This is a genomic window from Selenomonas sputigena (genome assembly GCF_026015965.1).
In the GTDB taxonomy this organism is placed as follows: domain Bacteria; phylum Bacillota; class Negativicutes; order Selenomonadales; family Selenomonadaceae; genus Selenomonas.
In genome coordinates, this window is record NZ_CP110383.1 from 1,664,807 (window position 1) to 1,686,337 (window position 21,531).

Consider the following 21,531-nt stretch of genomic DNA (forward strand, 5'->3'; position numbering starts at 1 on the left):
CATTTCTTTTTTCAGCATCACAAACATTCTTCCAACCAACTGCTCCAGATGATTCTCTAAAGCTCCAACGGACATTCGTTCAAGCAACATATCACGCCAGCTTTTTTTACACAAGCACTTTGATTTTGACTCCTACCTTGACCATAAGTAGATTTTTCTTTGATTGCGTTCGGCGTATTCTCCAACTGCAAAAAGCGTCTTTGATAACCTCGCCTTTAAGTTCTATGAGATGCACATCCGGTTCCTCGATGATGCCAAAAGCGGATTCTTGGCTCAACATCAATATCTAGAGTTGGTTGAGCTTGAGCAGAAACAAAAGTTCTTTTTACTCCAACATCCCCAGCACACCTTCCACCACCCCCAACAAACTTCCGCCCTCATACCGCACGCCCCGCACACCTGCTCTTTTCGCACATTCCATATCGCTTTCACTGTCGCCGATGAGGACGGCACGCGTTCGGTCTATGTCATACTCTGCACAGGCGGCGTCGATCATGCCTGTGGCGGGCTTTCGGCAGCTGCAGTTTTTTGTGTACTCGGGAATCTTGCCGTCAATATGGTGCGGGCAATAGAAGAGGGCGTCCAAGTGTGCGCCCTCTTTTTTCAGTTCTTCATTCATCCAGTCATGTAGGCGGCGGACGTCCTCTTCCGGGTAGTAGCCGCGCGCCACGCCCGATTGATTCGTGACGACGATGGTGAGGATGCCGCACTCGTTGAGGCGGCGGATGGCGTTGGGCGCATCGGGCGTCCAGATGAAATCCTCAGGACGATGCAGGTAATGAATATCGACGTTCAGCGTGCCGTCACGGTCAAAGAATACAGCGGGGACGCCCTTATTCTTCATAGCGGAAGTAGCCTCCGTCCTCAAGGAAGTCGACGTATTCCTTGACGGCGGCGCGGAAGTCGTGGAAGCCTCCGTCGTAGCCAGCCTTCAGGAGCTGCTTCGGGTCGGCTTCAGTGAAGCTCTGATACTTGCCTTTGAGCACTTCGGGAAAATCGCGGTAGCCAATATATCCCTTGCCCAAGGCAGCGATGACGGCATCGGCGGCTTCGTTGTAGGTATGTGCCTTGCCCGTGCCGCAGTTGTAGATGCCGGACGGCCCTTTCTTTTCCCAGAACCAGAGGTTGACTTTGACGACATCTTTGACATAGATGAAGTCGCGGCGCTGCTCGCCGTCGTCGAAGCCGTCCGTGCCGCGGAAAAGACGCGCTTCGCCCGTTTCCTTAAGCTGGCGGTAGAGTTGGTAGAAGATTGACGCCATCTTGCCCTTGTGCTGTTCCTGCGGGCCGAATACGTTGAAATAGCGCAGACCGACGATCGGACTGCGGCTCTCGCGCATGACCTGACGCACATAGCGGTCGAAGGCGAGCTTGCTGTAAGCATAAGGATTCAGCGCATCCTCCGCCGCGTCGTTCTCGGTGAAGCCGTGGCGGCCTGCGCCATACGTTGAGGCGGACGAGGCGTAGAGGAACGGCACGCGGTGCAGCAGGCAAAAGTGCAGCAGCGTCTTCGAGTATTCGTAGTTGACCTTCATCATATAGTTGACATCGTATTCCATCGTATCGGAGCAAGCGCCCTCGTGAAAGACGGCGTCGATGTCGCTGCCGCCGAACTCGTCATCTTCGATGCTCTCCAAAAAGTCATCCTTGTGTCGGTAATCAATGAAATGAAGTCCGCGCAAGTTCTTGTAGTTCTCCCCATCCTTGAGGTCATCGACGATGAGGATGTCATTTCTGCCCTTGCGATTGAGTTCCTTGACGATATTGCTGCCGATGAACCCGGCGCCGCCTGTGACGATGATCATGAAGATCCCCTCTCTCTTTTCATGTAAGGCGCGTGCGAAATGCGCCCTTCAAACTCATGCTTCTTCGCGCGGCAGTTTCCGCAATTCTTCCTTCAACTCCTCGCGGCTCACGGCGTAGGTGCCGAGCTTTCTTACGACGACACTTGCGGCGAGGTTTGCAAGGAAGGCAGCGTCCCTGCCCTTGAGTCCGCCCGCAAGGCCTGCGGCGAGGACGGCGATGACCGTATCGCCCGCGCCCGATACATCGAAGACTTCCTGCGCTCGCGTCGGAATATGCACCTCTTCACCCTCGCGCACGAGCGTCACGCCGCTTTCCGAACGCGTCACGAGCACATTCTTGATGCGGTACTTGCGCATGATGTAATGGGCGGCCTTGAGCACCTCGGAATTCGTATTCTTGATGGGGTCGATGAGGATCTCGTTAATTTCCTTGACGTTCGGCGTGATGTAGTCTGCGCCGCGATACTTCGTCCAGTTCGCGCCCTTGGGGTCGATGATGACGGGAACGCCGTGCGCGTGCGCCGCTTCGATGATCGCCGTCGTCGTGACCTCGCTGCACGTTCCCTTCGCATAGTCGGAAACGACGATGGCGTCGATGCTCTCAGCGAGCTTGCAGCGCACGAAGGCGAGGAATTTGTCGATGTAGATCTTTTCAAGCGGCTCAGTGCTCTCAAAGTCGAGCCGCATCATCTGCTGATGTCCGCCGATGATGCGCATCTTCGTCGTCGTCGGGCGGTTCGTCGGCACGAGTCCCGCATGGTCGATGCCGTTTTCCACGAGCTTTTCTTTCAAGGAACGGCAATGGTAGTCCTCGCCGACAAAGCCCGCGAGAAGCGTGTCGCAGCCGAGGAGCGCGAGGTTGTGCGCAACGTTCGCCGCGCCGCCGAGCGTCTCCTTCTGGCGCGTGATGTGATTGATCGGCACGGGCGCTTCGGGCGAGATGCGCGTGACTTCGCCGTAGTAGTATTTGTCGAGCATGACGTCGCCTGTGACGAGAATCCTGCAGCGAGAAAGGCGCTCCTCGACGAGGGTGAGCATTTTTTCGATGTCCATAGAAAGCTCCCTTCCAACGAGATGATTTCTCTTATAATTCTACAACCTTGCAGCAATATTGTCCATCGTGCGCGGGGATATTGCCGACTTTATTTTCATACTCATGCAGAAGTTCCTCCGCATAGCGCAGCACTTCCTTGACGGGGATGTTCTTCATGCACGCCATATGTTCTGCCCCCGCTCTCGGACATTCGTGCTTGCCGCACGGATGGCAGGCTTCGGGCGTCTTGAGCAGGATGTCCTTGGCATCGTAGGGGTAAAACCCCGGCACGGGGCTTGCGCCGAACATCGTGACGATGGGCACGTTCATCGCGACGCCGACATGCATGGGGCCGGAATCCGTCGTGACGAAGAGCGCACACCGCTTGAGGAGCGCTGCAAGTTCTGCGAGCGTGACGCGCCCCGTGAAGGTCTGCAGCATCACATGATCGCCGTGGCGCATCTTGGCACGGCAGGCGCAAACGAGTTCTTCGTCCATCGGGCCGCCGAAGAAGGCGATGCCGTAACCTTTCTCCAGAAAATAGTCGGCGGTTTGTGCAAAATAGTCGTCAATCCAACGCTTCGTCTTCCAACTCGCGCCGATGTTCAAGGCGATGACCTTCGCTCCCGCAGGAAAGGCGTCCTGCCAGAGCTTTGCCGCGCTTTCTTCTGCGCCTTCGGGAAGCCACATCTCCAAGCCGCCATCGTCGATGCGCTCGATGCCGACGGCTTCTTGCAGCACGTCGAAGTGGGAATGGATCTGGTGCTTGATCGCCTTCTTGTTTTCCATGACCTTGTCGAAAAAGGCGGAAAAGAGGGGCTTTGCATAGCCGACGATGCGCCCTGCACCCGAGAAGGCGGCAAGCGCCGAAGCGCGTTCGTTGCGGTGCAGGTTGATGACGAGATCGAAATGCTCGCGGCGAACGCGGCGGATAAAGCGCAAAAAAGCGAGCGGATGATTATCCGCTCCCTTCTTGTCAAGCAAAAGACAGCCGTCGATATGCTTGTTGCAGACGACGAGATCGGCGAGCTTCTTGTCTGCGAGAAGCGTGATGCGCGCCTTCGGGAAGTTCGTGCGAAGCGTCCGGAGGACGGGCGTCACAAGCATGAGATCGCCGATGTGCATGAGGTTGATGACGAGGATGTTGTCGTAGTTTTTCTGCTGCATAAATGATTCCTTATGATGACTGGCGGCAGGCAAGAGATTTTTCTTTGCCTGTCATATTACCGTTTTCACCGTGCCAGAACCGCCCGAACCTTCGCCTTTACCTCCTCGACGGAGAGGATCGCGAGGCAGTCGAGTCCCTTGGGACATCTCCTCTTCCAGCACGCCTTGCAGGAGCGTGGAATCTCCATGGCGTTTTCCTGCTGTCCGTAAGGGCCGTTGCGGTTGGCGTCGGTCGGGCCCATGAGCATGACCGTCTTCGTGCCGAGTCCTGCGGCGAGGTGGACGGGGCCGGTGTCGCCGCCGAGGACGAGGTCGGCGCGCTTGAAGATGTGCGCAAGTTCCTTGAGGCTCGTTCGTCCGACGAGGTTGACGGGCGGCACCTCGGTGAGCGCCTCAATGTCGCACACGAGGCTTTCGTCGAGGCGACCGCCGCCGACGAGCACAGGGATGAGCTTCTCGCCGTAGAGCCAATCGGCGAGAACGGCGAAGTACTTGACGGGCCAGCGCTTGTTCGGCCAGTTCGCGCCGATGGCGAGAACGGCGAAGCGATGGTCTTCGCGCACGCCCTCGGCGGCAAGCAGAGCGTCCGCCGAAGCGGCTTCCGCAGGGGAGACGGCAACGGGAAAACGCACCTCATCAACGCGGCAGCCAAGGGCGCGCGCGACGTCGAGGTAGCGCTCGACGATGTGCCCCGAGGCGTGTGCCCCCTTGATAGGGTGGCTCACATAGGCAGAGCCTTCGCGCATGTTCGCCGTGCCGAGGCGCAGTTTCGCGCCTGACTGCGCGACGATCGCCGCCGACTTGAAGAGTCCCTGCAGGTCGAGCGCCGCATCGTACTTTCTCGCACGAAGCTCATGGCGGAAGGGGCGGAATTCTTCGAGGAAGCCGCGCACGGTGCGGAAACGCTTCTTTTCAAAGAGGATGATGTTGTCAATGAAGGGATTGCCCGCCAAGATGTCATACGCTGTCGGCTCGACGACCCACGTCAAATGCGCATCGGGAAACGTCTCCTTGATGGCATAGGAGACGGGAAGCGCATGGATGACGTCGCCGATGGCGCTGAGCTTGACGACGAGGATGTTTTTCATGCAGCTTCCCGCCTTTCTCCTGCAAGCCTGTTTCTATCTCTGATGAATCTTCTCAATGATCTTTGTCGTCGAACGCCCGGGCACGAGGTCGATGAAATGCACCTCACCGCCGTATTTTTCGACAATCTTCGCCTCAGGCAAAGTCTCGCGCGTGTAGTCGCCGCCCTTGGCGTAAACGGCAGGGCGCACCTTCTCTATGAGCGTTTCCGCCGTCGGCTCATCGAAGAGCACGACGTAGTCGACGGCGGCGAGCGCACCCACGACCACTGCACGGTCAAGCTCCGTGTTGACAGGGCGTGTCTCCCCTTTCAAGCGGCGCACGGAAGCGTCGGTATTGAGTCCGAGCACGAGGCAGTCTCCCAAGGCACGCGCCGCTTCCAAATAACGCACATGACCTGCATGCAGGATGTCGAAGCAACCGTTCGTGAAGACGACGCGCTGCCCCGCTTCGCGCAGCGTTGCGCAGAAGTCCTCGATCCTTTCCTTCGGTATCAGCATGTGAATCCCCCCAAGATCTTAGACGGAAAGCTCCCGTACCTTCCTCGTAAGTTCCGCTGCACTGACCGTCGCCGTGCCGAACTTCCGCACGGCGATACCTGAGGCGATGTTCGACAGCTGTGCCGCCGCGAGCGGCGAGGCGCCGCCCGCAAGCGCGAGGATGAACGCCGCGACGCACGTATCGCCCGCGCCCGAGACGTCGTAGACCTCGCTCTTGTCCGACACGGGAATCTCATGCCTTGCGCCGTCCGCAAGAAAGAGCATCATGCCCTTTTCGCCGCGCGTGATGAGCGCCCCCTTCGCGCCGAGTTCAGCGATAAGCTCGCGTGCCGCCTCTTCGAGCGCATCTTTCGTATCGAAGTGACGCTCGAAGGCGGCGGCAAGCTCTGCGTCGTTCTGTTTCACATAGTCGACGCCCGAGAAGGATCGCACGCTGTAGCGCGAATCAACGATCGTCGGGATGCCGCGCTCACGGCAGGCGGCAAGAAGGCGCTCGCGAATCCCCTGCGTAATCGTACCCGAGCCGTAGTCGCTCAAGACGACGGCATCGACGTGCGCCAACGCCTGCAAGAGCCGCTCTTCCAACTCCTCTGCCAGCGCAGAGGAAAGCGGCTCACGGCTCTCCTTGTCGATGCGCACGATCTGCTGGCTGACCGTTGCCCTGCCGCCCGCGATGACGCGCGTCTTAGAAATCGTCGGTCGTTCAGAAGTAGCCAGAAGTCCCGCCGTATCGACACCAGCATGAGAGAGCACCGAGGCGATCCCCGCACCGCCCGCATCTTCGCCCAAGATGCCGAAAGCGCATACCGCGCCGCCCAAGGTCGCGGCGTTGTGCGCGACGTTCGCCGCGCCGCCCGCGACGACACGCTCGCCCATCTCCTCCAAGACGAGCACAGGCGCCTCCCTCGAAATGCGCGAAATGCGCCCGTCGAGGTAGATGTCAGCCACCATATCGCCGAGGACGAGCACGCGCGCGCCCTTCATGCAGCCCACTGCCGATGCTGGATCATTTATCGATGCTGCCATTTCCACACTCCTTCGCTCACCACGGCGTGAAGTTCAGACGGACGCTCCAACTGTTGCGCTTCGCACGGTAGCGCGTAATGAGCTGCACGCAGTGCATGTCGTGATACCAGTAGTAGTCGACATCGCCCACGGTATGGCGATCGATGTCATACGCCGTGCCGCAGACGAAGCGATCGCGCTCCGTCAGCTGATAGCTGAGTCCCGCGTAGAGGGCTCGGCTGTAGTCCGAAACATTGTAATCAAAGAGCGAGTTCCCTGTATAAAGCTGTGCGTAGCTGTACCTGCCGTAAGTCGTCAGACGATCATTGAACTTCTTCACGAGTGTCGCCGACCAACTGAGGCCCGAGACTTTCGAATGATTGTACGATTCCTTCGTCACGGAATAGTCCGCCGCCAGGGAAAGCGACGCGCCGCCACCCAACGGAATCGGATCGTGGTAGACATTGATCTTTCCATAGGTGTGTGTACTCTTGATCCCGTCGTTGTACCAGCGTCCGTAGTCTGCTTCGATTCCCCAGCCGATTGGCGCATCCTTGAAATGGTAACCAAACTCGTAATGCAGGCTTGGCTCACTGCGAATCCACCTGTCATCGTTGTCCTGCCAATAGCCATACTGCAGGCTCAGCGTCCCATAGCGCCCTCCATAGCGAAGTTCCGCCCTGCCATGCACGCCTTCCTTCGTCGATACCAAGAGCGTCGGGATAAAGTCTAGACGATTCGCTACAGGAAACGCGAAATCCTGCTCGATAATGAGCCCGTCCGACTTCGTGTAGCGCACCGAAGGGAAAGGCGGCATATCCTTATGATCTGGTCGGATGTCCGCCGTATACTTGTCGCGATGACCGACGCGCGTCTTCTTGAGCCAAAAATCGCTGTTGTAGAAGATGATCTTGTCGTTCGGATAAATCTCAATGCGCTCGGCACTCACGCTGTAGTCTGGCGTCTTCGCATGGCATTTCGTCGCGCGTCCCTCGTGGATGATGACCTTGTCGGGATAGACCTCGATGCGCTTGCCTGAGACGTACTGATGGTTAACCTTTCCCGAAGCATCCTCGATCTTGCCGATGCCCGTGCCGTAGTTGTAGGAGAGCTTCCAGCCACGAACATCCACTTGCGCCATGTCCGGCGTCACCTGCAGGATGTGCGCCTCGTTCTCGACGACCACGTCCTGCGTGAGAGCGTTTCCCTTGATCTCATCGGAAAGCACGCGGCGATTGTCGATCTCCGTGACCTTCACACTGCCGCGCGCGAAAAACTCGCCCGTCACCTGGTCATAAAACAGTTCGTCGCCCTCGAAAGCCGTGGGCAGAGGCTTCAGGTGGTCTTCCATGGGCTGGCGCAGATGCGCCTGCATCGCTGCCGTATCTCGGACGAGCTGTTCCTGCGCTTCCGACAGGCGATTCTCCCTTGCCGCACGCCGCTCGTTTTCGATGTAGTCGAGGACATCCGCCGCCGTATCTGTCGACGAATGGTACTCCGCAAACGCCGCCGAAGGCAGACAGGATGCCGCAAAGGCTACGGTCAAAAGGACAATTCTTCGAGGGAAAACGCACCGAACCATCATCTTCATGAAATTTCCTCTCACTTTTCCGTCGTCGGTATCGCATAGAGGACGGTCTCATCCTGCGTCTGGATGAAGAGCTCCGTCCCTTCCGGCAATTCGATATTCTTCCCCTTGACGAACGCGCCACCGATGATGCCAATCGGCCCTAAGAGCAACATACCCGCAACACTCGCGCCGGCAGCCATGGCGTAGCTCTTCATCTCCTGCTTCGATTCCTCGCCGACGAACGTCTTTACCTCAGTGCCGTCCATCGCCTTCGTCGTATGGAAGTCTACATCGATCTCCGCATCGCGGCCGAAGTTGCGCGCCTGCGTGACCTTTTTCACTGTGCCCACGCCTGGCTGCCCCTTGGCGAATACGAGCATACCACCCTGCACGACATCCTCCGCGACCTTGTAGCGGATGGTATCTCCCGCCTTGAGGTTCTTCGCGTTGACCTCCTGCGTCAAGGCGATCTTGAGCACCGTGTTCTTCGGCACGGTCACCTGCTCAAGCGGCACGCTGTAGCCGCCAAAAGCCGCCGTTCCGAGATCTTGGATGCGCTTCTTGTAAGTGCCTGCGCTCGTCTTTCCTGCGACCGCCATCTCCATCTCCGTCACGCGCTTATCCACCGCCTTGGGGCTGACTTCGTGCATGAGTCCCCATTCGACGGCATTGAGCTGCGTCAAGAGGCCGGGTCCTGTCGTGTTGTCGTAGATGTCATCGTAGACGATATTGACACGGTCGAGCATGGAGCCTTTGTTGTGTTTTCCAAGATAGTCCTTCTCCAAATGATTGATGCGGTCGAGGAACGCGCCCGTCTGCTCTGCGCCCCACGTTTCCGTCTCAACGGCGGCGAGTTTTCCCTGCACCGTCTCCTCTGCGGCGCTCGCCATACCGACCTGCGTCACAAAAAGCGCGGCGCAAAGAGCCGTGCTCATGATTTTTTTCAAGAACATGGAAGTTCCTCCTTTATGACAGCCATGAATTTCCATACGAAATAGAATTTCTCTTATGCCTTATTCTGCAAACAGCGGGGAAATCCTCCCTTAAAAGTCCACTAAACTCGCATAAGCGCGTATTCCTCTGTCGAAAGACGATCGACACATCCCCTTGCATTTTCCCATCCGCTATGCTATCGTAGGGGAGCGAAGATGATATCCTCAAGGAATCGTACTTCGCTGTATTTACCGTGCAGGTGCGAGCGACGCCCGCCCTGTTTTATGTCCTGCCACAAATGAATACCGCAGCGGTAAACATCTGCTTAGATCCCTCGGGACTGAGACAGCAAGGTTTCGCACAAGATTACAGCGCACACGGTACATAGCCGTGATGGTTCTGCATGCATTTCGGCCTTTCTGTCTTTTGGCAGGAAGGCTTTTTTGATGGGAGGAATCCATTTGCAAAACATCGGCCGCTTCATCGTCAAGAACATGGTCTGGCTCGTCGTTCTCGTCGGCGCGGCGGGTGCGGTCTTTCCTGCGTCGCTCTCTTGGATTGCGCCGCAGGTGCCGCTTCTCCTGGGGATCGTCATGTTCGGCATGGGCATGACGATCGAGTTCAAAGACTTTCGCCACCTGGCGCGCCACCCGTGGGATGTGGGCATCGGCGTACTCGCGCAGTTTACCATCATGCCGCTCGTCGCCTATCTCCTTACCCAAGCGTTTTCCCTGCCGCCCGATCTTGCCGTCGGTGTGATTCTCGTCGGCACCTGCCCGGGAGGCACGGCGTCAAACGTCATCACCTACCTTGCCAAAGGCGACGTAGCCCTGTCGGTCACCATGACTATGGCGACGACGCTTCTCGCCCCCTTCGTCACACCGTTTCTGACGCTCCTCTTAGCGGGTGAAGAGATCGCTGTCAACGCTCCCGCGATGATGCTCTCCATCGCCGAAATGGTGCTTCTGCCCGTCCTCTTAGGCGCGGCACTCAATCATTTCTTCCGCCGTCGTGTCGCGTACGCGCTGACGGTTCTGCCGCTCATCTCCACCCTGCTCGTCGCCCTCTTGGTCGGTGTCGTCGTCTCCATGAGCGCACCGCGCCTCGCCGAAGTCGGGACGCTCGTCGCCCTCGCCGTCGTCCTGCACAACGGATTCGGCCTCGCACTCGGCTACGCACTCGCCAGGCTGCTTGGACTTTCTGCACCGAAACGACGCGCCATCGGCATCGAAGTCGGCATGCAGAACTCCGGCATGGCGGCATCGCTCGCGCTCCTCTACTTCAATCCCGCCGCCGCGATTCCCGCAGCGCTCTTCAGCGTCTGGCACAATATCTCCGGCTCGCTTGCGGCGAACTGGTTCACGCGCCATGATGCAGACGAAAGCAAGATTTCCGCCGATGTTTCTCTCTGACAAGCCACAGGAGGCAATCTGATGAAAATCCTGACCACACCGAAAGAACTCCAATCCTATGCGCAAAGCGTCAAGAACGCAAAGGAAACGATCGCCCTCGTACCAACGATGGGAGCGCTCCACGCAGGCCACCTCTCACTCGTCGAAGCGGCGCGAAAGAGCGCCGACCGCGTCATCGTTTCCATCTTTGTCAACCCCGTGCAGTTCGGTCCGAACGAGGACTTCGCGGCCTACCCGCGCACCTTTGAAGCCGATGCGGAGAAGCTCGACGCTGCGGGCGTCGACGCCGTCTTTCACCCCGCCCCCGAGGCGATGTACCCCGCAGGCTATGCGACCTATGTCGAGGTCACGGGCACGCTCACGGAAAAACTTTGCGGTGCAAAGCGTCCCGGGCACTTTCGCGGCGTGGCGACCGTCGTCTTGAGGCTCCTCTTGCTCTCGCACGCAGACCGGGCTTTCTTCGGACAAAAGGACGCGCAGCAGGTCGCCGTCCTGCGCCGCATGGCCGCCGACCTCGGCGTCACGACCGAGATCGTCATGGCGCCCATCGTGCGCGAAGCATCGGGCCTTGCGCTCAGCTCGCGCAACACCTACTTATCGCCCGATGAACGCACCGCCGCCCGCGTCCTCTCGCGCAGCCTGCGAGAAGCACGCGATGTCTACGAAACAGGCGAAAAGCGTACGAAAGTACTCAAGGAGATCACCGCCGTTGAGCTTTCCAAAGAACCCTTGGCAAAGATCGACTATGTAGAGCTTTACTCCTTTCCGGAGCTTGAAGAAATCGAGACAATCGAGGCGCGCGCGCTCCTCGCCGTCGCCGTATACATCGGCAAGACGCGTCTCATCGACAATATCATCTTGGGGGAAGAAACATGCTGCTGAACTTGATGAAATCCAAAATCCATTGTGCGACCGTCACGGAAGCAAATCTCGCCTACATGGGCAGCATCACCATCGATGAAGCGCTCATGGAGGCAGCGCACATCCTGCCGCACGAACGCGTGCAAGTCGTCAACAACAACAACGGCGCACGCCTCGAAACGTATGTCATCAAGGGCGCACGCGGCTCCGGCGTCGTATGCCTGAACGGAGCTGCCGCACGCTGCGTGCAGCCCGGCGATATCGTCATCATCATGTCATACGCCATGATGACCGAAGAAGAAGCGCGCGCCCACACCCCCATCGTCGTCATACTCGACGAAAAGAATCAGCAGAAAGAATTGCGCGGCGCAGAAGAGCACGGCACGATTGCATAGAGAATGACGGCTGCATGCCGCACTTTCTGAGCAGAAAACTCCCTGCGAGGACAAGTTTTCCATCGCAGGGAGTTTTTTCTCTTTCAAAGCCTTTACAAATCAAGGTAAGTTATGATACCATAAAATTCGTTATTTTATATGTACTATTGTCCTTTGTCAATGGAGGGAATTTTATGGAAAATCTAATACCTCTTCTCAATTCCATCGATTCGGTGCTTTGGGGACCGCCTCTCATCACCCTGCTCGTGGGGACGGGCATCTTCCTTACCGTACGCCTGCGTCTCCTGCAGGTCGTGCACCTGCCGCTCGCACTCTCCTTAATCTTCCGCGCAAGGAATCGCGGCGAGGGCGACGTGTCGAGCTTCAAGGCTCTGTGCGTCGCGCTCGCCGCGACCGTCGGCACGGGCAACATCGTCGGCGTTGCGACAGCGGTCAAGGCGGGCGGCCCGGGCGCGATCTTCTGGATGTGGATGGCGGCCTTCTTCGGCATGGCGACGAAGTACGCCGAAGGACTGCTCGCCATCAAGTACCGCACGACGGACAGTCACGGCGACATCGCGGGCGGCCCGATGTTCTACATCGAAAAAGGTCTCGGGCGCTCGTGGCGTCCCATGGCAATCTTTTTCGCGTGTGCCTGCGTGCTCGTCGCCTTCTTCGGCATCGGCACCTTCCCGCAGGTCAACGCCATCGTCGACAGCGTCGAGATCTCGTTCGGTGTGCCGCGCTGGGCGACGGACTTCGCCATCACGGCGCTCATCGCCGCCATCACGCTCGGCGGACTCAAGAGCATCGCGCGCGTCGCCGCCGCCATCGTTCCCTTCATGGCGCTTTCCTACATCGCGCTTTCTCTCGTCCTCATCGTCATGAACATCGACGCCTTGCCGCACGCCATCGCCCTCATCCTGCAGAGCGCTTTCACGGGCGAGGCGGCCGTCGGCGGCTTCGCCGGCTCGACCATCATGATGGCAATGCAGAACGGCATCGCGCGCGGCGTCTTCTCGAACGAATCGGGACTCGGCTCCGCGCCCATTGCGTCGGCCGCCTCGAAGACGAAGCGTCCAGCTGAGCAGGGCCTGATCTCCATGACGGGCACCTTCATCGACACGATCATCATCTGCACGATGACAGGGCTAGCTCTCGTCCTGACGGGCGTCTGGTCGGGGGATACGGCGGGCGCCGCCATGACGAGCGCCGCCTTCTCGGTAAACTACGGCGCAATCGGCAGCCACCTTCTGACGATCGCCCTCGTGCTCTTCGCATTCACGACGATCCTCGGCTGGAACTACTACGGCGAACGCGCAATTATCTACCTCTTCGAGCGCAAGGGCGTGCTGCCGTATCGCCTGATTTTCATCGCACTCGTCGCCTCGGGCGCATTCTTGAAGCTCGAAGCGATCTGGATCCTCGCCGACATCGTGAACGGTCTCATGGCGATTCCGAACCTCATCGCGCTCCTCCTGCTCTCAGGCGTCATCGTGCGCGAAACGAAGCTCTACATGGAATACGTCAAGCGCCATTCGAGAATCAAGCACTCGTAAAGATCGAACCGAACCAAGAAGCGCCCTCGTGATACCAAAAAGAATGGTATCATGAGGGCGCTTCTTGGTTTTTGCAAAATCAGAAGATCAGATGCGCGACGACGTAGCCTACGCAGCAGCCGGAGATGACGCCGATGAGACCGGGGATCATGAAGCTGTGGTTCAGCAGATACTTTCCGATGCGCGTCGTACCCGAGCGGTCGAAGCCGATGCACGCAAGATCCGACGGATACGTGGGCAGGAAGAAGTAACCATAGCACGCAGAGATGAACGACATGATGAGCACGGGATCGACGCCGACGTTGAGCGCCATCGGCACGACGATAGCAATGGCCGCCGCCTGCGAGTTGACAAGCTTCGACGTGAAGAAGGCTATGATGGCATAGGCCCACGGATACGCCTGCACGGTCGTGCCGAGGAACTCCTTGAGGAGCGCCATGTGTGCGCTGAAGTACGTGTTCGCCATCCAGGCGACGCCGTAGACGGAGAGCAGCGCGACCATGCCCGAGCGGAAGACCTGGCTGTTGCCGACTTCTTTCGCCTTCACCTTGCAGAAAACGAGGATGGCGGCGGCGATCAGGAGCATGATCATCTGGATGACCTCGGTCATGTCGATCGCCTTCATCTCGCCGAGCTTATCGGGAAAGTGCGGCAGAAGATCGGGATCGTTGCCAAGGATCGCGATGACGAGGATGCCGAAGAAGAAGATGAACATCGCATGGTAATACGAGCGCGGCAGTTCCTGCCCCTGCAGACTCTCCGAGTCGCCGTAGACATACTCCTTGTTCTTCGGATTCTTGATGAACTCTTGAAACGCCTCGTCCTTTTCCAGATCCTTGCCGCGGTGATAGCTCCAGAGCGCCGCGCAGATGACGCCCGTCAACGTCGCCGGGATCGTCACGCCGAGCACCTGCAGCACCGAGACGTGGTGCCCCGCCTGCGCCATGAAGGCGATGATGGAAACGACCGCGACGGAAACGGGCGAGCCGCATATTCCCATCTGCGCCGCGACGGAAGAAACCGCCATGGGGCGCTCGGGGCGGATGCCCTGCTTGATCGCCACGTCGTAGATGATGGGGAACATCGTGTAGACGACATGCCCCGTGCCGCAGAGCACCGTCAGAAGCCACGTCGTGACGGGTGCGAAGATCGTGACCTGCTTCGGGTTGTTGCGCAGGAGCTTCTCCGCGTACTTGAGCATGACCGTGAGGCCGCCCGAAGTCTGCAAAAAGCCCGCGCATGTGACAACTGCGAGAATCGTCAGCATGACGGAGATCGGCGGCACGCCCGGCTGGTAGCCGAAGACGAAGGTGTAGACGGCAAGTCCGATGCCGCTGATGACGGCAAGCCCGATGCCGCCGTGATGCACGCCAAAGAGCAGACAGCCGAGCATCACGAGAAAACCGAGAACCATTTCCATAAAGATTCCTCCTAAAATCCCACGGGAGCGGTGCAAGAAGACGCCTTCCCAAACAGCCTTGATCGGAGAAACCAAAATCCTTCCCTCCGTATGGAATTTCAGAAGCCTTGCCGATCATATAACACGATTATAATACAATAATCGTATACAGGCAACAAAAAAGGGCGCGAAAGCGCCCTGAAGAGGAAGATTTTTCCTCAATACTTGCGATGTTCCTTCACATAGTCGACGGGACGGCTCCAATCGACGTGGACGTCCGTAGCTTCCCAAAGACGCGTCAGAGCTGTCTTGAAGCTCTCGACATCGGCCGTCGGGTCGATCATTTCCTTGCTGAAATCGCGCAGATTCTCGTGCGGCACGCCAATCTCATGCTTCTCGGCCAGATATTTTTCCACAGCGCAACGGCCGTCCTCATCATCCAAGACGACGGTCGCCGCCTTCTTTTCCGCATCATATTCGATGTAGCCGAGATCCTTCTTGTACTGAATCGCTACGCTGTAAGTCGTTGACACGCTTTATCACCTTTCCTTATCTTCGTTTTTCCGCTATACTATATATACGATAGAAAATCCGCCGGCTCAGCGGCAATGTTCTCTCCATCAACACAAAGAAGGTGCTCTTCATGTATTCCGAATACCTCATGCTGCTCCTGATCCTCGCCCTCGGCATCATCGGTCACAATACGACGGTCGCCTATGCCGTCATCATCGTGCTCGTTCTGAAGCTTCTCGGACTGACGGCAATGCTCGACATCCTTTCCGTCAATGGGCTGAACTGGGGCATCGTACTCCTTTTGGCTGCCATCCTCGTGCCGATTGCGACAGGCGACGTGACCATCGCCAACATGATCGATGCCTTCAAGAGTCCCCTGGGCATAGCCGCCATCGTCTGTGGTGTTCTCGCTGCCATGGCGGGCGGCGGCGGCGTCGAGCTGCTGAAAAATGATCCGCACATCGTCGCCGCACTCATCATCGGCACGATCATCGGCGTGTGCTTCTTCAAGGGTGTCGCCGTCGGGCCTCTGATCGCGGGCGGCATGACCTACGCACTAATGAAGCTTTTCGCCTCTATCAAATAGCTCGCTCACCTCAGCCAAGCTGCATCCCGGCACATTCTCACTACCTAAATCATACGGCTTTCATTCCAGCAATTTGCGCATCGCCTTGGCATTTTCCTTGGCGGTGCGCTTCTTGTCGTAGAGGGCGACCGCCTTGTCCTGTTCTGCCTCATCCTTTGCGAGCACAAGCTCGACGCGCTCGCCGAGGATGCGTTTCGCCTGGCGTAGCACAAGCTCCATTGAGGAATCACTCGCAACGATCACATACGTTCGCGCGAGGTCGCTGTGCGCCGCGTGCAGGAGTTCCGCTACCGACGGGCATTCCTCGCGCCTGCCCGGCACGATGACGTTCGCGCCGAGTTCCGTCAAGCGCAGGCCGCGCGCTGCATCCGACGCGACGGCGAGGAGCGCGACGGGCAGCAGCGACTCATAGTCCGCCGTCAAGGCATGCGCCTCCGCCATGTCTGTCACACGGAACGACTGCAGCTTGCCCCAGCCGATCGCCTGCTCGACGACGGCGCCCGGATGATCGGTGTGCACATGGACGAGCAGGGAGCGCTCATCGTGCACAACGGCGACGAAGCGGCAATCCTCCTGCAGGCGATGCTCGACGTCACGCGCACGCGCCTTGCTTCCGACGATACGAAACGTCACGCAGTACGGGCGCACGAGGTCGCGGCGCGGGTCGGGAATCGAAAGCCGATCTTCTCCCATACCGAGCGACAGGCTCACAGCCGGCGAGACGAAGTGCCCATCGAGTCCCTTCATACAACCCTGCAAAAACGTCTGCATGACGAGCGCACCCGGCTCTTCGCGCTTTTCCTCCGCCAGAGCCTTCCGTCCCTCGTCAATCGCCGTCTGCAGGATCTCTGCGATCGGAAGGTTTGCGCGCACCGCATGGTACGCGCCCTTCGCCACTGCCTTGGCGGCGGCGACAAGCACCGTTTCCACTGTCGGAGGCAGTACGCGCTGCGCGTAGAGAATGCCGTACTGGAACGCCTTGCCGAATTCTGACGAAGTCGCGTCATTCTTTCCCGACAGCCCCTTCGCGATGCCGCGCAGGAGCTGTGCGAGCACGACGCCCGACGTACCTCGCGCGCCGAGCACCGCCGCACTCGCTACACGCCTCGCAAGGCCACCGATGCTCTCATCTTTCACGTCGACGAGCGGCATGACCGCCGCGCCCATCGTGCGCAGCACATGCGTACCCGGAAGCGCTGAGCGCTCCCCCTGCCTCTTTCTTGAAAGCGCGTCAATGCCCTCATATTCCAGAAGAAACTCCCCGTAAGCGCCGCTCAACATGCGTTTGAAATCGCTTCCCGTAATGACTTCTCGATTGCCCGTCATAGGATCCCTTCTCTCCATTTAAATAATTTGTAGAAAATTTCCTGCAAGAAACAGGATTCTTTTATAGTATTCGCGAAATAAGAGAATTAACCTTCTATAAAACTTCAATAAATCCATTTCCGCAATTAATTTACCATGAAAGTCCAAGAAGTCAAGCCCAGAGGGCGCAGACTGATTGGCTCTTTCATGTAAGGGCGGCGCACAACGTCCACGAAGCGGACGTTGTGCGTGCAGTTTAGCGCGAAAGGCGCAGGAGAAGCACTGGCAAATGCCTGCGCCGTGCGGAAGCGAGAAGAGCAAAGGAGTCATTCGATGCCTAGAACAAGAAAGACCTCGGCGAAAACAAAAGAACTGAAAGGCCTCGCCACGGAAGCCATTGTTTCCGAAGCCGCCTCAGGCGAGAGCATCCCTCCAAGCGAAACGGAAACTGCGGGGACGCAGACCTCTGCACTCTCCGCACCGGATGCGGCAAAGACACGAGAAGAAACCGCTGCCAATGCAAACGATACGGCAGCGATCGTCGCAAAGGACGAAGCGAACAACGCTGCAAATGAAGCGCCTATCGATACGGTAAAACCCGCCGCCAAGAAGCGCGGCAGGAAGCCCGCCGCCAAGACGACGAGGAGCACGCGCGCCAAGAGCACGAAAGCCGCCGCCAAGAAGACGACGAAGCGCACCGCCAAAAAGAATACTGCCGAAACCACGACTGCAGGAACGAAGAAGAAGCCGCACGGCGAGCCGATCTTCGCGCTCGACATCGGCACGCGCAGCATCATCGGCATCGTCGCTGAAAAACTCGACAACGAGCAGATGCGCATCCTCGCGACTGTGCGCCGCGAGCACAAGACGCGCGCCATGCTCGACGGCCAGATTCACGACGTGCCGCAAGTCGCCGACCTCATCCGCGAGGTCAAGCGCGAGCTGGAAAAGACGACAGGGCCTTTGAAGTCCGCCTCCGTCGCCGCTGCTGGCCGCGCCCTCTACACCATGACCGCTGAAGCCTCCGTCGAGATCAACGGCGTCATCACCGACGAGCAGCAGCGCGCCCTCGACTTCTCAGGCGTGCAGGCAGCGCAGGCGAAACTCGCCAGTTCCAAGGACATCGAAGACCCTGGCCGCTACTACTGTGTCGGCTACAGCACGATCCAGTACACGCTCGACGACATCCCCTTGAAGAGCCTCGTCGGTCAGCGCGGCAAGATCGCCAAAGCGACCGTCATCGCCACCTTCCTGCCACGCCAGGTCATCGACTCCATGCAGTCGGCTCTGCGGGACGTCGGTCTTGAGATGCACGCGCTTACCTTGGAGCCGATCGCCGCCATCAATGTCCTCATTCCGCCGACGATGCGCCACCTGAACCTCGTGCTCGTCGACATCGGCGCAGGCACGTCCGACGTCGCCATCACGAAGAACGGCTCCATCATCGCCTATGGCATGGTGCCTCTGGCAGGCGACGAGATCACCGAGGCCATCAGCCAGCGCTACCTTCTCGACTTCAACGTGGCAGAAGAAGTCAAACGCAACGCCTCTGCTGGGCGAGAATCAAAATTCACCGATATCCTCGGCACGGAATACGACCTCGGTCCCTCCGATGTCATCGGACCGATCATGCCGAACATCCAGAACCTCGCCGACTCCATCGCACGTCAGGTGCTCGAACTCAACGGCGACTCGCCGCAGGCCGTCATGCTCGTCGGCGGCGGCTCGCAGACACCAGGCCTTGCCGCGCTCGTCGCCAAGGCACTCTCCGTGCCCGAGAATCGCGTCGCCGTGCGCCATCCTGAAAGTGTCATCGGCGTCGAGGCCATCCCGGAAGAACTGCAGACGCCCGATGCCGTCACACCCCTCGGCATCCTGAAGATCGCCTCGATCAACCTGCTGCACTTCCTCTCCGTCTACGTCAACGAGCAGGAGATCAACCTCTTCAACTTCCGTGACCTCACCGTCTCCGACGCACTTTTGAATGCGGGCATCCAACTCAAGAAATACAACGGCCGTCCCGGCCTCGGCCTCATGGTCACGGTCAACGGCGAGAAGAAATTCTTCCCCGGCTCACTTCCTTCCATGGCGATCCTGAAACTCGACGGTGAGGACACGACGCTCGACACACTCGTTAAGGCGGGCTGCCGCATCACCGTCGCGCACGGCAAGGACGGCGAGACGCCCGAAGTGCGCCTCACCGACGTCCTACAAATCGAGCCGGACTTCCCGCTGGAAATCAACGGCAAGGAGACGCACATCCACCAGGCCGCCTACGTCAACGGCGAAGCCGCCAAGCCCGATCGACTGCTCGCCGACAACGACATCGTCGAGAGCAAGGAACCGCGTACCTTGGGCGAGGCTCTGAAAGCCGCCGGCTACCCACCGACGGGCCGCAAGATCCGCTACACGCTCAACGACAACAACGCGCAGTACGTCGTATCGCCCGAAATCCTGCTGAACGACGCACCCGCGACGATCTCCGAGCCGATTCACGAAGGCGATCGCATCGAATATCAAATGACAGCAGAGCCGAAACTCAGCGACGTGCTCGACATCTCGCGCCTGCAGTCCGCCGTCACCATCACCTACAACGATCAGGAATACGAGATCCCCTCCGCCTCCCTGGAACTTGAGGTCAACGGTCACAAGGCGTCGCCCGGCACCTACCTCGAAGACGGCAGCGTCGTCTACTACAGAATTTCCGAAAAAAAGGCAACGACCGTCAACGAAGCTCTGCTCGCTGTCGGCTTTGAGCCGCCGCCAGCCACGAGCCGCGTCAGCGTCTCCATCTTCGTCAACCGCCGTCCCGTCGTCTTCACCGACCCCATCAAGAACGGCGACCGCCTCGACATCGTCATCAAGCCCCTGCCTGCACCTACAACTCCCGCGAGCTTCAGCAACACCCCAAGCACAGCCGCGCAGTCGTAAAGCGGCGCGCAGTCCGCACGCGGCGAACCCCTCTGAAACTCCCCCTTGCCACGCCTATCAATCTGTGATACAATACTTTGCGTAGCGTTCGCGGGCATAGTTCATCGGTAGAATACGAGCTTCCCAAGCTCGGGAGGTGGGTTCGATTCCCATTGCCCGCTCCATGCGAGTACCTAGAGCTGTCGGAAACGGCAGCTCTTTTTGTATAGAACTCGCACACTAAAATGCAGGCTTTGTGATCATTCCGCACCGCATTTGCCAGAACCCAACCAAGCCTCAAAAAGGAGCAACCCAATGAAGCAGACAGAAGTTCCGGCATCGTCTCGTGATGCCAAGCATTTTTACTGGAAGCTCTTTTCTTCCACCTTCGTCATCAGCGCCGTCACCATCGGCGGCGGCTTCGTCATCATCCCGCTGTTGAAGGCAAAGTACGTCGACGAATACGGTTGGATTGACGACAAAGAGGCTCTCGACATGGTCGCCATCGCGCAGTCCATGCCGGGCATCGTCGCCGTCAATGCCTGCATCATCCTCGGCTACCGCATGGCGGGACTCGCAGGCTCCTTGACGGCGCTCCTCGCGACGGTGCTGCCGCCCCTCATCACGCTTTCTGTCATCGCTCGCTGCTACGACGCTTTTGCCAGCAATCCGACAGTGCAGCTCGCATTGAAAGGTATGCAGTGCGGCGCGACAGCTCTCATCCTAAAGGTCGCCATCGACCTCTTCATCAAGCAGGCGAAGACGCGCCTCCTGCTGCCCATGGCGATCATCCTCGCTACCTTCGTCGCCAACGTGTTCTTCGATGTCAACATCATGCTGCTCGTCATCATCGACGGCATCATCGGCCTCGTCCTCATGCAGGACAGGAAATTCGGCTGAGGGGGCGCAATCATGATCTATCTTCAGCTCTTCTTCGAGTTTGCCAAGGTCAGCATCTTCTGCGTCGGCGGCGGCTACGCTTCCATGCCGCTCATTCAAGCCGCCGTCGTCGATGAGCGCGGCTGGCTGACACTCGCACAGTTCATCGACATCTTCACGATCTCACAGATGACGCCCGGCCCCATCGGCATCAACGCTGCAACCTTCGCAGGCATGACGGTCGCGGGCACTGGGGGCGCCGTGGCAGCGACGGCAGGCTTCGCCTTTCCGTCGCTGATCCTCGGCATCGCGCTCGCCAAGCTCTTCTTCAAGTATGGCGACATCGGCTCGATCCGCGGCATCTTGAACGGCCTGCGCCCCGCCGTCATCGCTCTCATTTGCGGCGCGGCGATCGACTTCATCCTGCTCGCCGTCTGGAACACAGAGAGCCTTCCCACAAGCTTTGATGCAACCGAATGGAGCAGCATCGTCATCATCGCTTTCGCCCTGATCGCCATGCACTATAAATATGGCGTCATCACGATCCTCGCCGCCTCCGGCGTACTCGGCGTGCTCTTTGGCATATTGAAGAACGGCGGCATGTAGTCAACCATAAGAAAAGGCACTCGCCGTA

Annotated in this window: 20 protein-coding genes and 1 tRNA gene; 9 read left to right on the plus strand and 12 right to left on the minus strand. The window is 58.6% G+C overall.

Features of this window, described 5'->3' with window-relative positions; translation table 11 throughout:
• Nucleotides 1–325 precede the first annotated feature (325 nt).
• From OL236_RS08160 to OL236_RS08200, 9 genes are all read right to left on the minus strand, one after another.
• The gene (locus tag OL236_RS08160) at nt 326–844 is read right to left on the minus strand and encodes a D-glycero-alpha-D-manno-heptose-1,7-bisphosphate 7-phosphatase (RefSeq protein ID WP_265070229.1); all 519 of its coding nucleotides are present in this window, start codon (nt 842–844) and stop codon (nt 326–328) included.
• Nucleotides 834–1,805 carry an ADP-glyceromanno-heptose 6-epimerase gene (rfaD, locus tag OL236_RS08165; protein WP_265070230.1) on the minus strand — a complete coding sequence of 324 codons (972 nt, stop codon included), beginning with the start codon at nt 1,803–1,805 and terminating at the stop codon, nt 834–836. Before rfaD ends, OL236_RS08160 begins: the two co-directional genes overlap by 11 nt.
• Nucleotides 1,806–1,859: 54 nt before the next feature.
• Complete coding sequence (gene rfaE1, locus OL236_RS08170; protein ID WP_265070231.1) at nt 1,860–2,858, minus strand: D-glycero-beta-D-manno-heptose-7-phosphate kinase; 999 nt, start codon at nt 2,856–2,858, stop codon at nt 1,860–1,862.
• Nucleotides 2,859–2,889: 31 nt separating this feature from the next.
• Nucleotides 2,890–4,005: a glycosyltransferase family 9 protein gene (locus OL236_RS08175; RefSeq protein WP_265070232.1), complete on the minus strand. Its 1,116-nt coding sequence runs from the start codon at nt 4,003–4,005 to the stop codon at nt 2,890–2,892.
• Between the two features lie 65 nt (nt 4,006–4,070).
• On the minus strand, nt 4,071–5,093 hold the full coding sequence (locus OL236_RS08180) for a glycosyltransferase family 9 protein (protein ID WP_265070233.1): 1,023 nt from the start codon (nt 5,091–5,093) through the stop codon (nt 4,071–4,073).
• A gap of 33 nt (nt 5,094–5,126) precedes the next feature.
• On the minus strand, nt 5,127–5,591 hold the full coding sequence (gene rfaE2, locus OL236_RS08185) for a D-glycero-beta-D-manno-heptose 1-phosphate adenylyltransferase (protein WP_009647201.1): 465 nt from the start codon (nt 5,589–5,591) through the stop codon (nt 5,127–5,129).
• Between the two features lie 18 nt (nt 5,592–5,609).
• Complete coding sequence (locus OL236_RS08190) at nt 5,610–6,617, minus strand: bifunctional heptose 7-phosphate kinase/heptose 1-phosphate adenyltransferase (protein WP_265070234.1); 1,008 nt, start codon at nt 6,615–6,617, stop codon at nt 5,610–5,612.
• Between the two features lie 16 nt (nt 6,618–6,633).
• A complete protein-coding gene (locus tag OL236_RS08195) occupies nt 6,634–8,187 on the minus strand; it encodes a Tat pathway protein (protein WP_265070235.1) in 1,554 nt (517 codons plus the stop codon).
• A gap of 11 nt (nt 8,188–8,198) precedes the next feature.
• On the minus strand, nt 8,199–9,119 hold the full coding sequence (locus tag OL236_RS08200) for a hypothetical protein (protein WP_265070236.1): 921 nt from the start codon (nt 9,117–9,119) through the stop codon (nt 8,199–8,201).
• 426 nt (nt 9,120–9,545) lie between these two features.
• Here OL236_RS08200 and OL236_RS08205 point away from each other — a divergent pair, with 426 nt between their 5' ends.
• The 4 genes from OL236_RS08205 to OL236_RS08220 all read left to right on the plus strand — a co-directional run bounded on the left by OL236_RS08205 (nt 9,546) and on the right by OL236_RS08220 (nt 13,305).
• The gene (locus OL236_RS08205; protein WP_265071808.1) at nt 9,546–10,511 is read left to right on the plus strand and encodes a bile acid:sodium symporter family protein; all 966 of its coding nucleotides are present in this window, start codon (nt 9,546–9,548) and stop codon (nt 10,509–10,511) included.
• A gap of 21 nt (nt 10,512–10,532) precedes the next feature.
• Nucleotides 10,533–11,393 carry a pantoate--beta-alanine ligase gene (gene panC, locus OL236_RS08210; protein WP_265070237.1) on the plus strand — a complete coding sequence of 287 codons (861 nt, stop codon included), beginning with the start codon at nt 10,533–10,535 and terminating at the stop codon, nt 11,391–11,393.
• Nucleotides 11,384–11,767 carry an aspartate 1-decarboxylase gene (gene panD, locus OL236_RS08215; protein ID WP_265070238.1) on the plus strand — a complete coding sequence of 128 codons (384 nt, stop codon included), beginning with the start codon at nt 11,384–11,386 and terminating at the stop codon, nt 11,765–11,767. Before panC ends, panD begins: the two co-directional genes overlap by 10 nt.
• Before the next feature lie 173 nt (nt 11,768–11,940).
• Complete coding sequence (locus OL236_RS08220; RefSeq protein WP_009647190.1) at nt 11,941–13,305, plus strand: alanine/glycine:cation symporter family protein; 1,365 nt, start codon at nt 11,941–11,943, stop codon at nt 13,303–13,305.
• Nucleotides 13,306–13,384: 79 nt separating this feature from the next.
• Here OL236_RS08220 and OL236_RS08225 read toward each other — a convergent pair whose 3' ends face one another.
• Nucleotides 13,385–14,725, minus strand: a complete 1,341-nt coding sequence (locus OL236_RS08225; protein WP_265070239.1) for an anaerobic C4-dicarboxylate transporter — start codon at nt 14,723–14,725, stop codon at nt 13,385–13,387.
• Between the two features lie 197 nt (nt 14,726–14,922).
• Nucleotides 14,923–15,237: a hypothetical protein gene (locus OL236_RS08230; RefSeq protein WP_264919716.1), complete on the minus strand. Its 315-nt coding sequence runs from the start codon at nt 15,235–15,237 to the stop codon at nt 14,923–14,925.
• Between the two features lie 110 nt (nt 15,238–15,347).
• On the opposite strand from OL236_RS08230, the gene OL236_RS08235 reads away from it, so the two are divergent.
• The gene (locus OL236_RS08235) at nt 15,348–15,803 is read left to right on the plus strand and encodes a DUF441 domain-containing protein (protein ID WP_009647197.1); all 456 of its coding nucleotides are present in this window, start codon (nt 15,348–15,350) and stop codon (nt 15,801–15,803) included.
• 60 nt (nt 15,804–15,863) lie between these two features.
• Here the strand turns inward: OL236_RS08235 and OL236_RS08240 are convergent, their stop codons facing one another.
• Entirely contained in the window at nt 15,864–17,129 is a 1,266-nt protein-coding gene (locus tag OL236_RS08240) for a DAK2 domain-containing protein (RefSeq protein ID WP_009647178.1), read from the minus strand.
• A 312-nt stretch (nt 17,130–17,441) separates the two neighbouring features.
• Between OL236_RS08240 and OL236_RS08245 the strand changes: the two genes are divergently transcribed.
• The 4 genes from OL236_RS08245 (at nt 17,442) to OL236_RS08260 (ending at nt 21,503) form a co-directional block, all read left to right on the plus strand.
• The gene (locus OL236_RS08245; protein WP_265070240.1) at nt 17,442–20,039 is read left to right on the plus strand and encodes a cell division protein FtsA; all 2,598 of its coding nucleotides are present in this window, start codon (nt 17,442–17,444) and stop codon (nt 20,037–20,039) included.
• A 90-nt stretch (nt 20,040–20,129) separates the two neighbouring features.
• Nucleotides 20,130–20,203, plus strand: a tRNA-Gly gene (locus OL236_RS08250).
• A gap of 130 nt (nt 20,204–20,333) precedes the next feature.
• A complete protein-coding gene (locus OL236_RS08255) occupies nt 20,334–20,918 on the plus strand; it encodes a chromate transporter (RefSeq protein ID WP_265070241.1) in 585 nt (194 codons plus the stop codon).
• 12 nt (nt 20,919–20,930) lie between these two features.
• Nucleotides 20,931–21,503: a chromate transporter gene (locus tag OL236_RS08260; protein ID WP_265070242.1), complete on the plus strand. Its 573-nt coding sequence runs from the start codon at nt 20,931–20,933 to the stop codon at nt 21,501–21,503.
• Nucleotides 21,504–21,531 lie beyond the last annotated feature (28 nt).